Source organism: Acinetobacter sp. YH12129 (assembly GCF_013418685.1).
GTDB lineage: Bacteria > Pseudomonadota > Gammaproteobacteria > Pseudomonadales > Moraxellaceae > Acinetobacter > Acinetobacter amyesii.
This window is the reverse complement of sequence record NZ_VPBP01000016.1, coordinates 12315-26331: the sequence shown is the minus strand read 5'-3', so window position 1 is coordinate 26331 and position 14017 is coordinate 12315. Positions and strand designations below refer to the sequence as shown.

The window sequence follows — 14017 nt, the reverse complement described above, 5'->3', positions numbered from 1 at the left end:
CTTGCTACCCCATAGCCGTTTTAAACTGCAGTATATTTAACCTGCATATTATCAATAAGACGTGTTGCGCCTAATTTAGCCGCAATAAACAACACCACGTCTTGATCAAATTCTTCAATTTTCTGTAATTCAGGTGTACGTGCTTCAACATAGTCCACAACAAAACCCGCTGCTGTCAATGTTGCTTTAATATTCGCTAACACATCTGCCAGTTGAGTTCCAGCATGTAATTCTGCCTCAGCCGTTTTCAAGCTTTGGTAAATCGTTGGTGCAATCGCACGATTTTCCGCACTTAAATAACCATTACGTGAGCTCAATGCTAAACCATCTTCGGCACGAGTAATCGGCACACCAATCACTTCTAGTGGAATATTTAAGTCACGTACAAACTGACGAATCACTGCAAGTTGCTGGTAATCTTTTTGCCCAAAGAATGCAAAATTCGGTTGAACAATATTAAAGAGTTTTGTCACAACAACAGCAACACCGTCAAAATGACCCGGACGCTGTTCGCCACACAAATCATTGGTAATGCCGCCCACGCTAATATTGGTTAAGCGCGGTTTGTTGCCATACATTTGTTCAACAGTCGGCGCAAACACGATGTCACAACCCACTTCAGCCAATAAGTGCTGATCTTGTTCCAAAGTACGTGGATAGTTGTCAAAGTCTTCATTTGGACCAAACTGAATTGGGTTAACGAAAATACTCACCACCACGACATCACACAGTTTACGTGCTTCACGAACTAAATTAAGGTGACCTTCATGCAAGTTCCCCATCGTTGGTACAAAACCAATGATTTTGCGCGCAGCACGTGCTGGATTTAGCGATGCACTTAAACCTTGAATCGTTGTTTCAGTTTTCATGTCTTACAGCTCAATTTGGAATGTATGTTCTTTGGCAGGGAAGCTACCATCTAGTACGGCAGCATGATACGCCTTAAACGCATCCACAATTGCCGTTTCCCCTGCTTGCTCTTTCATAAAGTTGCGAACAAATTTCGCCACGTGACTAAACGTCAGTCCCAACATATCTTGTTGAACCAAGACTTGAGCATCCGTATCTGCACCGGCACCGATCCCAATCACAGGTGTATTTGGGAATAATTCACTAATTTCTTTACCCACTTGGGCAGGAACACATTCCAAAAGTAAAAGTGCTGCACCTGCATCAACCACAGCTTTACAATCTGCAATGAGTTGATCCGCGGTTTCGCGTGTACGTGCTTGCACTTTATAACCGCCAAACACATGAACCGATTGCGGAGTTAACCCTAAATGCACACACACCGGAATACCATTACGGGTCAATACTTCAACTGTTTCTGACAACCATGCGCCACCTTCCAATTTGACCATCTGCGCGCCTGCTTGCATCACGATCTTTGAATTTACTAAAGCGTCATTCAAAGTGGCATAGGTCATAAAGGGCAAATCAGTCAAAATAAAAGCATGTTTATTGCCACGACGCACTGCTGCAGTGTGATATACCATATCTTCAACAGTGACAGGCAAAGTTGAGTCATTCCCTTGAATGGTCATCCCCAATGAATCACCAATCAGAATACTATCGACTTCAGCAACTTCCATTGCTTTTGCCATGCTCGCATCATAGCAAGTCAGGCAGGAGAATTTGCGGCCTTCCGCTTTAAATTTTTTCAAGTCACTTAGACTAATCATTTCAATATTCCTCAGATGACGGCTTTCTCAAGTGGTCATACAAAAATTAAAGATGGGCCCAGTTTCCTGCATCCAATACAGTTAAATTTGGATTATTCAAAATAGGTAAATCTTTTAATGGTTGTCCTTTAATCTGTAGATTCTCATCTAAATCCAACAAAGGTTTCAACACAAAATCACGCTCTAAAACACCAACATGAGGCACCGTCAAACGTTCATTTTGAATGTGCTGTTCACCATAAATCAGTAAATCTAAATCAAGTGTACGCTCCCCCCAATGACGTAGGCGTACACGCCCCGACTCTTGTTCAAAGCGTTGCAATTCATCCAACAAAGCCAAAGGCGCTAGATGAGTTTCTAATGCAACCGCTGCATTTAAATAATTCGGCTGATCTTGTGGCCCCATTGGCGGGCTTTGATACAGTTTTGAGACTTTCACTTTTCCGAGTGTTGCAAGTTTATGCACCGCTTCACTAAGGATCTGTAGAGAATCACCTAAATTACTGCCTAAACCAATATATGTCAGCGTCATTGTGTTGGCCCAAAAATAACCTGAGTCAAATCTCGTTTCACACGTTTACGTTTTAAAATCGGATGATCTGCACCAATTTCACCACTGGCTGACGCTGCCACGATTGACACTGTCGCTGGACTGTTGGCATGTGATTTAGGCTTACGTTGACGGCGACTTCTGCTTTCTGGTTCATTCACCAGCGGTTCAATTTCAACTTGCTGATGAGTAGAAGTTTTGGCTTCCACATCTTCATGCGCCGCTTTACGACGACTCTTGGCACGTTGACGATTGTATTGGCTAATTGCCAGTTCTTTTTCGTCAGTGCTCATCTGCTGATAAGCATCCCACCACTGGCCCATACCTTGCGTGCTTGTATCGCCCGATTTTTCACGCAGCAGCAGAAAGTCAAAGCCTGCACGGAAACGCGCATGACCTGATAGTGCTTCAATTTGCTGTGGTTTTGGATTCAGCAAACGGGTTTGCATTTCCCAAACTTCACGAATAAATGTTTCTGCAAAGCGTGGAATAATGGTTCGTGTAGCCTGACGTTTCAATACATCTAAACCAGCTTGAGCACGCGCTTCAGCAGGAACTACACCTTTATTCAGATAGAACGTACAACGTTCTTGGAACGGGATCCACAATAACACGGCATAGAAAAATGCAGGGTTAATGGTTTTCCCAATCGAAATACGTTGATCGGTATTTTTTGCAGCCAACTCAATAAATGGGGTTACGACCGGTTTGATATCTGCAAATAATTGATACCAAATACCAAAATCGATCAGCATCGGTAAGACGCGATTGAGATGCCCCATGGTAAAGAGCTTTTGTGACTCATCGTATAAACGATGTGGAGACACATCACGCAGCAATTGAGTGAGTTCTGGAGTAAAAACATCCAGAATTTTTTCATCAATATTAAAGTTTAATTTGGCTGCAAAACGTAAAGTCCGAAGCATCCGCACAGGATCTTCTTCAAAACGTAATTGTGGATCACCCAATAAACGCAACGTTTTATGCTTAATGTCATCTACTGCATGACAAAAATCTAGCACTTCACCTTTGCGTGGTTGGTAATACATTGCATTGATCGAGAAGTCACGACGTGCAAAGTCTTGCTCAATCGTACCCCAATTATTATCACGTAAAATCATGCCCGCAGCAGAAGTCACGGCTTTTTTAGGTGGCGCACGAAAGGTCGCAACTTCGATCAGTTCACGTCCTGAGTAGACATGCGCCAGCTCAAAACGACGACCAATAATTCGGCAACGTCGCCCGAAGACTTCTTTCACCTGAGCTGGTGTCGCATTAGTTACGGCATCAAAATCTTTAGGTGCATAACCCAACATTAGGTCACGGACACCGCCACCCACGATATAAGCTTCATAGCCTGCCTTAGTTAAGGCATCAATCACATCTAAAATGGAAGAAGGTAATTGTGCGGTTGATAAACCACATTTGGACGCGCGCAAAGTTTGCAAAAGACGCTGTCTCCTACGTCTGAACGTAAAATTCTTAAGATGTCGCTAATGATATCTCTAACACAATCAAAGGGCAATTTGATTATCTCGATGCTCAAGCTGAGCTTAACCTAATTCTTTTTTTTACACTTCACTTAAAGTGCCAATTTTGCTTTATTTTTAGCAAACAGCGCAGGACCGATGCCCTTAACCTGTTGAATATCATCAATGCTTTTAAATAAGCCATTACTTTTACGATATTGCACAATGGCTTCTGCTTTTTTCTGACCAATCCCATGTAATGTTTGCAGTTCATCAACTGAGGCTGTATTTAAGCGTACTTGATCTGATCGGCTATTTTGCTGAGTGCTGGGTCGTGACAAATAATAGTTGGTATTGCTCGGTGCAGTTGTCGCTTTGGACTTAGTGGCCTCAGATTGCTTTTTTAATTGCTGATCTTGAGCTTGCTGCATGGCTTTCCATTCCGCGTAGCCCGAAGGGCTTTGAGCATAAGTCAAATCTGCCATTAAACCCAAAACCAAGACAAGTAGTTGCGTAAAGTATTTATTCTTTAGGATGCGGTACATATTTAGCCTGTTGTTTTAATTGTTGTTTTGCCTGTTCCCACAACTGATCCATTTCAGTCAGAGACAGGTCTTCTACATGTTTTTGTTGTAATGTGGCTTGTGCTTCAATATAAGCAAAGCGGCTTCTAAATTTATGAATGGTACTTAAAAGTGCCATCTCACTTGAGATGCCAATCTTACGTCCAACATTCACCAGAGAAAATAAGCAATCACCAAATTCATCAAATATTTCGTCGGATTTTTTGCCTGCCAAAGCCTCTTTTAATTCCCCCAGCTCTTCCTCAAGCTTGCCATAAGCCCCTTCAATATCTGGAAAATCAAAGCCAATTTTCGCCACATTTTTTTGAATTTCATCTGCTTGGCTTAATGCAGGAGCATGTTTAACCTCATCTAATCTTGATGCTAATTTCCCTCCTTTTTCTTGTTGTTTAATCTGTTTCCATAGTGTTGCCACATCATCCGCATTGAGTGCTGAGAACTGCTCTGCCTGAAACACATGGGGATGACGGCGAATTAATTTATCTGTAATGGCTTGCACCACATCTTGAAAATCAAACGCGCCTTGTTCGCTATACATCTGCGACTGAAAAACCACTTGCAGCAACAAATCCCCCAGTTCATCTCGCACATCGTCAATCTGACCTGAACGAACCGCCGCTTCAACTTCATAGGCCTCTTCTATAGCATAACGAGTCAGACTTTCTGGGGTTTGCTTTTGATCCCATGGACATTTTTCACGTAATTCTTTCATCACTGCTAATAATTGTTCCATGTGAACTCCAGCTATTTACTCATCAGTACATTGTTTCGATTACAGAATTTGATATGCTCAAAATTCACTCAGGGAATGAGCAACTCAATTCAGGGAAGCATAACATGCAAAGTATTTTTATTAGCGGTGCAGGACAAGGGATTGGCGCAGCAATTGCACGACTGTTCATACAACAAGGCTATAAAGTTGGGCTCTACGACATTAACCAATCTCAAGTCACCTCATTAGCTGCTGAACTCGGTAGCCATGCCAAAGCTGGGCTTTTAGATGTGACACAACCAGAGCAATGGCAAAGCGCTTTAGCTGAATTTGTTGCATGGGCAGGTCAGCTGAATATCTTAGTCAATAATGCCGGAATTCTGTATTCAGGTAGCTTTGAACATACGGAACTGTCTGCACACCACCGTACGATTGATATCAATGTCAAAGGGGTGATAAACGGTTGCTATGCGGCATTTCCCTATTTAAAACAAAGCAATTTTGCTCGTGTGATTAACCTCTCTTCGGCTTCAGCAATTTATGGACAAGCGGATTTAGCCAGTTATGCTACATCTAAATTTGCTGTCCGCGGGTTCACTGAAAGCTTGGATATTGAATGGCAAAAATACAATATTCGCGTTTTAGATGTGATGCCTTTATTTGTTCAAACCGCGATGGTGCAAGACATGGATGCACAAAGTGTTAAGAAAATGGGCGTCAATCTTCAACCGAGCGATGTCGCTCAGCAAATTTATGCCTTGGTACAAAAACGGGATTCGGTCTTAATGGCCACACATACACCTGTAGGGATGAAAGCTAAATTTTTATTTAATTTATCGAAGTTTAGCCCGCAATTTGTCAACCGCTTAAGTAATATTTGGATTGCACAAAAACCCAAATAGCAACGTGTTACTAATCATTTAATTTTGCAATCATATTTGTACGCAAATTACACAAAGTTACACAATTGTCACATTTTAACAGGACAAAATTCCTTTTTTTGAATAATATTCACCCGCCCATTACTTTCGGGCGTTTATTTTCTAACAATAAAAGTGAATTATTTCATGAAAAAATTACTTGTTCTTGCAACTGTTACTTCTATTTCAATTTCTGCTTTTGCTACAACTCAATTCGCATCTTCAGAATTAAAAGCGATGGATTGTGCAACTCTTGCTGTTGAAAAAGCGAATGCTAAGCGCTCTTTAGAAGCTGCTGACAAAAACATTGCAAACATCCAAGCATCTGCTCAAGCGCCAGGCAAATCATTGAGCAAATTTGCTGGTTTAGCGGGTGGCGCTCTTGCTGCTTTCGGTGGTAACTCTGAAAAAGCTGCTCGTGCAGGCAACATTGCAAACAGCTTGGCTGGTGAGCAAGATACTTCAGAAGCAGGTAATCTTGAACTTCAACAAGCGAACAAATCTGCTGCTCAAGCAAACATCGACAACATTGGTATCTACCAAGGTTCTAAAAAATGCAAAATCTAATCTAAAGCCAGTTTAGATTAATTTAAAAAAAAGCCCTGTTCAGCCAGAACAGGGCTTTTTTCATGATGATTTTATTTCATACCGATTTATAAGACATTCAACTCAATATTAGGCAAATGAAAGCCTCGGCAAGATTGTTCACTTTGCCATGCCACCGTCAACATCACATGCGGCAGTTGAATATTCTGATAAGCAAAAGTGCCAATAGCGGGGTGACTACACATCCCTACATTGTGCTCAGGATGACACTGCGTATTCAGTTCATTCAGGTTCACTCGGATCCCTAAACCTGATGCTTTAAGTACCGCCTCTTTAGTGGTCCAAACTTTAAACCAAAAATCAGGATCATGCTCACAACTGTCCCAATTAAGCAATTCTTCGGGATGAAAGCTGTGTTGAGCCATCGCTTCAAAACGGACTTTTCGATTTAAATCCTCAATATCCACACCAATATTGGCGATTTTTTCACTGCTGGCCAAAACATAATGCTGCTGGCTATGACTATGATTAAAATGAAAGTGTGGAAACTCAGGAAGAAAAGGCTTACCAAACGCAGACTTTGAAAAATCTGCATTTTCAACTGACTTATTTAACTGCTGCCCAAGTAATTGATTGCGATATTGGTAAATGGCTTGTTTACGCACGGCAATTACCTCTTGACGACTCAAGCCATGCGGCTCCACAAAGAAGTCAGTAATTGCACTATATTCGAGCTGAATTTTCGCCATAAGTTATTGATCCAATATCTTTTACACTACATCCATGACGCTATATTTTATGCGATTCACCCAAACAAAATACACCACAATACAGATGAGCGCATCGGTCCTTTGACTCATCGAGATTTTAAAACTCAGTTTAAAAATATTTAAAACCACTTAAGAAATACTTAATATTATAAATATATTCAAATACTTAAGTATAATAAATATTTCAAATACATCTTCAATTAGATAAAATACTCTAGATTCTTATAACTTTAATTTAAAATTCGGGGTAAACCAGATGCTAAGAAAAATCACGTTAATCAGTTCACTTTGCGTCCTACCATGTTTCGCTCAGGCAGGATTATTGGATGCAGCCGTTGCAGTAATGGGTGCCAAAAATGGCGCGATTATGGACCAAGCTGAAGCGCGTATGAATCAAAGCCGTCAAGAAGCTGCCTATGCCGTAGCTCAAGCAGACCGTGGCTATGCCTCAAATTTCAATCAAGCTAACCAAACCAACAATAGTGTTTATAGCACCAGTTATTTAAAAACCTTAGATTGCACTGATCTGAGCGTTGAACGTAAAACTTTCGAACGCACATTGGAAGCATCGCAACTGGCATTAAGCCAAGCGTCTGCACAGCAAAATAATCAAGTTTCAAAATGGGCGGGGCTTGCTGGCAACGCGCTATCCGCATTTTCAGGTCAATCTGAAACAGCCGCGCGTATGGGACAATTTGCGACAGCTTTTTCTGGCAATAAAAATACACAACAGGATAGCAGCAGCGCACAGCAAGCCATGGAAATTGCTCAAACTAATCTGGATAATATTGATATTTACCGCCAAGCTAAAAAGTGTAAAAACTAATTTCTACATCTTTTTAGATAAATAAAGTGAAATAAAAAAGCCTGCATATCTGCAGGCTTTTTTTGTTCATCTAAACTTAGCGTTTGAATTTCTTTTCCGCCTTTTTGAACTTCTGAACATAACGGCGTTTACGTGCAGCCGTACGCTCATCGATTTGGGATTTACGACCTTCAAATGGGTTATCAGAGGTTTTAAATTCAATTTTGACTGGCGTACCTTCAAGTTTATAAACTTTACGGAACACGTTTTCTAGGTAACGACGATAGTCATTTGGCGTTTTATCGACTTTGTTACCATGAATCACAATCGTCGGTGGATTTTGTCCGCCCATATGCGCATAACGCATTTTGATACGACGACCTTGAACCATTGGTGGTTGGTGCGCATCAGTTGCATCATTCAAGATCTGAGTGATTTTCGCAGGTGATACTTTCAAATGCGAAGAATCATAAGCACGGTGGATCGATGGATAAAGATCACCAACACCTGTACCGTGAAGTGCAGAAATTAAGTGAATTTTTGCCCAAGGAATAAAGTCAAAACGACGTTCAACATCTAATTTACACTGTTTACGGTCGTAGTCAGACATGTTGTCCCATTTGTTGATGGCAATCACCATCGCACGGCCTGCTTCAAGCGCATAACCGATCAAATGCAAGTCTTGCTCAACGATCCCTTCACGTGCATCGACAACAATTACCACAACATGCGCATCTTTCATCGCTTGTAAAGTTTTCACAATCGAGAATTTCTCGATCATTTCGTCCACTTTACCTTTACGACGTACACCCGCAGTATCGATTAATGTGTATTTACGACCATCACGTTCAAATGGAATATAAATTGAGTCACGTGTAGTACCCGGCTGGTCAAATGCAACCACACGGTCTTCACCCAACAAACGGTTCACTAAAGTCGATTTACCTACGTTTGGACGACCAATAATCGCTAAACGTAAGCCAGTGTCTTTATCGTGTTGTTCTTCACTTTCATCTTCAGGCACTTCAGCTAACACTTCTTCAAGCATTTGCTGAACACCACGACCATGGCTGGCAGCCACTTGAAGTGGTTCACCCATACCCAATTTGAAGAATTCAACTAAAGCTGCTTCGGCATGAACACCATCAACTTTGTTGGCAACAAGATAAACTTTTTTACCTAGCGTACGTAAGTCACGTGCAATTTGCTCATCAGATGCCAATAGGCCTGCGCGCGCATCAACAACGAAGACAATAATATCTGCTTCATTAATGGCAGTTTTTGACTGTTCTGCCATGTACGAGTCGATACCACCTTCAGTTTCGCCAATACCCCCAGTATCAACGACGATGAAAGATTTATTTTGATAAGTCGCGTCACCATACTTACGGTCACGAGTCAGACCGGCAAAGTCAGCAACGAGAGCATCACGGCTCTTGGTTATCTGGTTAAACAACGTTGATTTTCCGACGTTCGGACGACCAATGAGCGCAATTACGGGTTTCATAGATTAACCTTTATTCCAGATCAGCCAGTTTGGTCTGGTCTGAACATCAGAAAGCTTAGGAAGAATGGAAATAGGATAAATGCCTAAAATAAATAAAAACACGGGGCATTGATGATTCAATCCCCCGCGTTCAAAAATACGGTTTGGCTTATTTTAACATAAGCCGCAGAAAAATTAACGGTTCTGCCAAATGCTTAATGCACCCTTACGTGTCGATACATATAATTGGTTGTCAATTACACGTAGTGAACGTACTTCACCACTGGTTTTAGAACGACCAACCAACTCACCTGTCGCTGGGTTGATTAAGTGAAGTACACCATCCAGATCACCAACCACAAGGTCTTGACCTAACATCACTGGGTTACTCAAATTACGATTAAGCAATTGGTCATTTTCCCACAATGTTTGACCAGTGGTAATTTCGTAAGCCACAATTTTACCATCAGTTTGTGTCACAAAGACACCATTGCCCGCAACTTCAGGACGCTGAATGCTGCTCGCATCATTGCTCCAGATCACTTGTTGTGAGGCAAGATCAAGCGCTGTCACTTGGCCTTGGTAACTGGTGGTAATTAAAAATTGACCTGCTACAGTCGGTTCACCGTCAATATCAATGAGACGTTGTACATCTGAACGACCGTCTGACACTGCAACACGACGCTGCATTTTCGGGATACCGCTCAATGCATCAATCACATAAATATAGGCATTTGAAGAAGCGATGAGAACATGACGCGCATCGAGTGATACCGGTGCTGCCATACCACGTAAACTAAACTGCACATTTGGCAAGTTATAGGTCCAAGTTTGTTGACCCGTTGCCACATCGTTTGCGTATACCGTACCATCATTGGTGACTGAAATAACACGACCTGCTTGAATCAACGACGGTGAAAGTAACGCGCCAGTTAATTGTGCAGTCCACTTTTGCTCACCTGTTGCCTGATCTAATGCAAATAATTGACCTTTTGCATTACCGACAACCACGATACCGTCAGCAGCTTCAACACCTGCAGTCAAACCTTGCTTAGAGATTTTCTTCTGCCATAAACGCTCTTTACCTTTGTAGGCTTGAACTTCACCGTTAGGGTTTACGCTAAAAACAACGCCATTATCTGCATCCATACGTAAACGCAGTGGATCTGCTTCTTCAGTTGAAGCCACACTGTTTGAAAATACAGGTGCTAAAGTTTTTGCCTGTTCCAATTTTGGTAAAGGATTTGGTTTTACTTTTTCTACTTTTCCTTTATTTGCACAACCAGCCAAAGCAAGTGTTAAAACTGTCAGCGCACAGGTAATTTTGTATTTTCTATTCATTCAGTTGCTTCCACTTGTGTATCTATAATCGGACGTTCAATTTCAGGATCATCAACTAAAACGCCTACACTTTCGAGTTTAATTTGTAAAATTTGACGTTCTTCTTGTCGCTCAACCAAAGCATCCCATGCACTTTGATAAACTTTCTTTGCATTTTCGATATCATTTTTCGCAACATAGACGTCGCCACGGGCTTCATCTGCAGTCGCTTGAAAAGCAGGTTCTTTAACTGCTTCTAAGGTTTTTAATGCTTCATCAAATTTCTTTTGCGCCAATTGTGCATACGCTAAACGTAATTTCACCAATTGAACTAAGCCTGCATCGTCAACTTTCGAATTTTCAACTTTTTTCAAAGCTTTTTCAGCGTTGGCATAATCTGCTTTATCATACGCCAATTTTGCCATAAGCAACTGAGTTTGAATGGCTTGTGGCGAATCTGGCGCTTCTTTTACAATTTTATCTGCAGTCGCAGAAAGTTGTGTAAAAGCATCGCCAGTCGCCGCCTGAGCATCATCCATTAACTGCTGTACTTTGGCTGTTTGCATTTGCGATTCAGCCAAAGTTTTCTTCTGCCAGTATTCCCATCCGAAAAAGGCAATCAACGCAATTAAAATGCCGCTAACAATGGCAGAGCCATATTTTTTAGCAAACGATTTTAAATTATCAAGTTGTTCTTCTTCACTCAATGCGCTCATGAAATTACCTTTTCCTTATGTTATAGGGATTATTTTGAAGAAATTTTTCCGATAATGAAGGCAACAAAGTCTGCCACATTCACTTCGTGTTGTTCTGCAATCGCTAGCTCTTTTACCAGCACTTGCCCTGCTGCTTGCTCACGTTCACCATAAATCACAGCAAATAAAGCACCCGATTGGTCGGCTTTTTTCATTTGCGATTTCATTGAACCTTGTGAACCAACTTTTAAGCGAATGTTGCTACCCGCTGCTTCAAGTTGATCACGAATTTGTTCAGCAAGTACCAACGCTTTACCTTGAGTTGCAGGATCTGAAACCAAGAATAGCTCACAGTCACGCACTGGGGTATTGTCTTCCACTTGTTCAAGTAGAAGAAGCAAACGCTCCATACCCATTGCAAAACCAACAGCGGGCACTGACTGGTCTGCTTTACCTTTAAGCTGACCGACTAAACCGTCATAACGACCACCAGCACATACTGTTCCTTGAGAACCTAAGTGTGTAGTTGTCCATTCAAAGACCGTTTTATTGTAGTAGTCGAGACCACGAACCAATTTTTGATTGATCACAAAACCAATACCAGCATCAGTCAAATACTGCTGCAATTGGGCAAAGTGAGCCAACGTTTCTTCACCCATAAAGTCGTGAAGTTTTGGCGCATTTTCCAAAATGCTTTGTGTTTTTGCATCTTTAGAATCCAAAATACGCAGTGGATTCGTAGTTAGACGACGCTGTGAATCTTCATCTAAGTCATTTTTATGTGACTCTAAAAATTCAACCAATGCTGCACGATAAGCTGCACGTTCATCAGACTCACCTAAAGTATTGAGTTCTAATTGAACTTTATCTGCAACGCCCATGCGTTTCCACAAACGCGCAGTCATTAAAATCAATTCTGCATCTTGATCTGGTGTTGCAACACCAAAGGTTTCTACGCCAAATTGATGGAACTGACGGTAGCGACCTTTTTGTGGTTTTTCATAGCGGAACATTGGGCCGACATACCATACACGCGGTGTAGCACCACGAAGTAAGTTATGTTCAAGCATTGCACGTACACACCCTGCTGTTCCTTCTGGACGCAAAGTCAAAGACTCAGGCGGATTACCTTTGTCTAAGAATGTGTACATTTCTTTTTCAACGATATCCGTTGCATCACCAATAGAACGTTTGAACAGATGAGTCTGCTCCACAATCGGCAAGCGAATTTGCTGATAACCATAAGCATCCATCAGGCTAGATAGATGCTGTTCTAGACGTCTCCATGCAGGACTTTGCGTAGGGAGAATGTCATTAAAACCTTTGATTGCGACGATTGAACTCATGATCTACTCAGAAAAACTTGTGCGAATAATCTCTTTAGCTTTAGCGTCTTCAAGATCGCTAACACGTTGACGAACCATCGCTTCGATTTCGTCAACCAACTGATTTGTGTCAATTAAATGGCTCTTTTCGCCATTACGATACACCAGTGAACGCGGACTTGCACCTACTACACCAATATCGGCTTCTTTGGCTTCGCCCGGACCATTTACTTTACAACCAATCACCGATACATCCATTGGGGTACGAATATCTTCTAAACGCTCTTCCAATGTTTGCATGACTTTGATGACATTAAACTCTTGGCGTGAACAACTTGGGCATGCAATAAAGTTAATGCCGTTTGAACGTAAGCCCAATGATTTTAAAATATCAAAGCCAATTTTGATTTCTTCTTCAGGCTCTGCTGCCAATGAAATACGCATGGTGTCACCAATGCCTTCCATCAACAAACCGCCTAAAGCGATAGCAGATTTGACTGAACCCGTGCGGTAGACACCTGCTTCAGTCACACCTAAGTGTAATGGGTTATCAATTTGTGCAGAAAGTAATCGGTAAGCATCCATAGTCAGGAATACATTCGATGCTTTGACTGACACTTTAAATTCATGGAAATTTAAACGGTCTAAAATATCAATATGGCGCATTGCAGATTCAAGCAAAGCCTGACCTGTAGGCTCACCATATTTCTTTTGAATATCTTTTTCGAGCGAACCTGCATTGACACCAATACGCATAGAGATGTCATTATGTTGTGCAGCAGCTACCACTTCACGGATTTTGGCTTCAGAACCAATATTACCCGGGTTAATACGCAAACAATCTGCACCAAGGTCTGCAACACGTAAAGCAATTTTATAATCAAAGTGAATATCGGCAACCAGTGGCACTTGCACACGTTTACGAATTTCACCAAAAGCTTCAGCAGCTTCCATACTCGGTACAGAAACACGCATGATGTCCGCACCGACGTCTACACAGCGCTGAATCTGTGCCACGGTCGCTTCGACATCACAGGTTTCAGTATTGGTCATACTTTGGATGCTGATCGGCGCATCACCACCGACATACACCGAACCTACTTTAATTTTACGCGTTGGACGGCGCTTAATTGGATTTTCAATCATTGTTCAG

15 protein-coding genes are annotated in these 14017 nt (G+C 41.7%); 3 read left to right on the top strand and 12 right to left on the bottom strand.

Annotation, left to right across the window (positions count from 1 at the left end; translation table 11 throughout):
• Nucleotides 1–20: 20 nt before the first annotated feature.
• From panC to mazG, 6 genes are all read right to left on the bottom strand, one after another.
• Complete coding sequence (gene panC / locus FTU65_RS09625) at nucleotides 21–869, bottom strand: pantoate--beta-alanine ligase (RefSeq protein WP_078192648.1); 849 nt, start codon at nucleotides 867–869, stop codon at nucleotides 21–23.
• Nucleotides 870–872: 3 nt separating this feature from the next.
• Complete coding sequence (panB, locus tag FTU65_RS09620; RefSeq protein WP_180011687.1) at nucleotides 873–1682, bottom strand: 3-methyl-2-oxobutanoate hydroxymethyltransferase; 810 nt, start codon at nucleotides 1680–1682, stop codon at nucleotides 873–875.
• 46 nt (nucleotides 1683–1728) lie between these two features.
• Nucleotides 1729–2214 (bottom strand): 2-amino-4-hydroxy-6-hydroxymethyldihydropteridine diphosphokinase, encoded by a 486-nt coding sequence (gene folK / locus FTU65_RS09615; RefSeq protein ID WP_180011685.1) that lies wholly within the window; start codon nucleotides 2212–2214, stop codon nucleotides 1729–1731.
• Nucleotides 2211–3680 carry a polynucleotide adenylyltransferase PcnB gene (pcnB, locus tag FTU65_RS09610; RefSeq protein WP_180011683.1) on the bottom strand — a complete coding sequence of 490 codons (1470 nt, stop codon included), beginning with the start codon at nucleotides 3678–3680 and terminating at the stop codon, nucleotides 2211–2213. The genes folK and pcnB overlap by 4 nt, the downstream gene beginning before the upstream one ends.
• Before the next feature lie 134 nt (nucleotides 3681–3814).
• A complete protein-coding gene (locus tag FTU65_RS09605) occupies nucleotides 3815–4246 on the bottom strand; it encodes a ComEA family DNA-binding protein (RefSeq protein ID WP_180011680.1) in 432 nt (143 codons plus the stop codon).
• A complete protein-coding gene (gene mazG, locus FTU65_RS09600) occupies nucleotides 4224–5018 on the bottom strand; it encodes a nucleoside triphosphate pyrophosphohydrolase (RefSeq protein ID WP_180065877.1) in 795 nt (264 codons plus the stop codon). Before mazG ends, FTU65_RS09605 begins: the two co-directional genes overlap by 23 nt.
• 104 nt (nucleotides 5019–5122) lie before the next feature.
• On the opposite strand from mazG, the gene FTU65_RS09595 reads away from it, so the two are divergent.
• Nucleotides 5123–5899, top strand: coding sequence for an SDR family oxidoreductase (locus tag FTU65_RS09595; protein ID WP_180011676.1), 777 nt, complete (start codon nucleotides 5123–5125; stop codon nucleotides 5897–5899).
• Nucleotides 5900–6064: 165 nt separating this feature from the next.
• Nucleotides 6065–6484 (top strand): hypothetical protein, encoded by a 420-nt coding sequence (locus FTU65_RS09590; protein ID WP_180007221.1) that lies wholly within the window; start codon nucleotides 6065–6067, stop codon nucleotides 6482–6484.
• Nucleotides 6485–6570: 86 nt separating this feature from the next.
• Here FTU65_RS09590 and FTU65_RS09585 read toward each other — a convergent pair whose 3' ends face one another.
• Nucleotides 6571–7212, bottom strand: a complete 642-nt coding sequence (locus tag FTU65_RS09585) for a 4'-phosphopantetheinyl transferase superfamily protein (RefSeq protein ID WP_180065875.1) — start codon at nucleotides 7210–7212, stop codon at nucleotides 6571–6573.
• A gap of 277 nt (nucleotides 7213–7489) precedes the next feature.
• Here FTU65_RS09585 and FTU65_RS09580 point away from each other — a divergent pair, with 277 nt between their 5' ends.
• Entirely contained in the window at nucleotides 7490–8059 is a 570-nt protein-coding gene (locus tag FTU65_RS09580; protein ID WP_180065873.1) for a hypothetical protein, read from the top strand.
• 76 nt (nucleotides 8060–8135) lie between these two features.
• Here the strand turns inward: FTU65_RS09580 and der are convergent, their stop codons facing one another.
• From der to ispG, 5 genes are all read right to left on the bottom strand, one after another.
• Nucleotides 8136–9545: a ribosome biogenesis GTPase Der gene (der, locus tag FTU65_RS09575; protein WP_078189606.1), complete on the bottom strand. Its 1410-nt coding sequence runs from the start codon at nucleotides 9543–9545 to the stop codon at nucleotides 8136–8138.
• Between the two features lie 174 nt (nucleotides 9546–9719).
• A complete protein-coding gene (bamB, locus tag FTU65_RS09570) occupies nucleotides 9720–10865 on the bottom strand; it encodes an outer membrane protein assembly factor BamB (RefSeq protein ID WP_078189607.1) in 1146 nt (381 codons plus the stop codon).
• Nucleotides 10862–11560 (bottom strand): tetratricopeptide repeat protein, encoded by a 699-nt coding sequence (locus FTU65_RS09565; RefSeq protein WP_180065871.1) that lies wholly within the window; start codon nucleotides 11558–11560, stop codon nucleotides 10862–10864. Before FTU65_RS09565 ends, bamB begins: the two co-directional genes overlap by 4 nt.
• Before the next feature lie 29 nt (nucleotides 11561–11589).
• On the bottom strand, nucleotides 11590–12885 hold the full coding sequence (gene hisS, locus FTU65_RS09560; RefSeq protein ID WP_180065870.1) for a histidine--tRNA ligase: 1296 nt from the start codon (nucleotides 12883–12885) through the stop codon (nucleotides 11590–11592).
• Nucleotides 12886–12888: 3 nt separating this feature from the next.
• On the bottom strand, nucleotides 12889–14010 hold the full coding sequence (ispG, locus tag FTU65_RS09555) for a flavodoxin-dependent (E)-4-hydroxy-3-methylbut-2-enyl-diphosphate synthase (protein WP_180011668.1): 1122 nt from the start codon (nucleotides 14008–14010) through the stop codon (nucleotides 12889–12891).
• Nucleotides 14011–14017 lie beyond the last annotated feature (7 nt).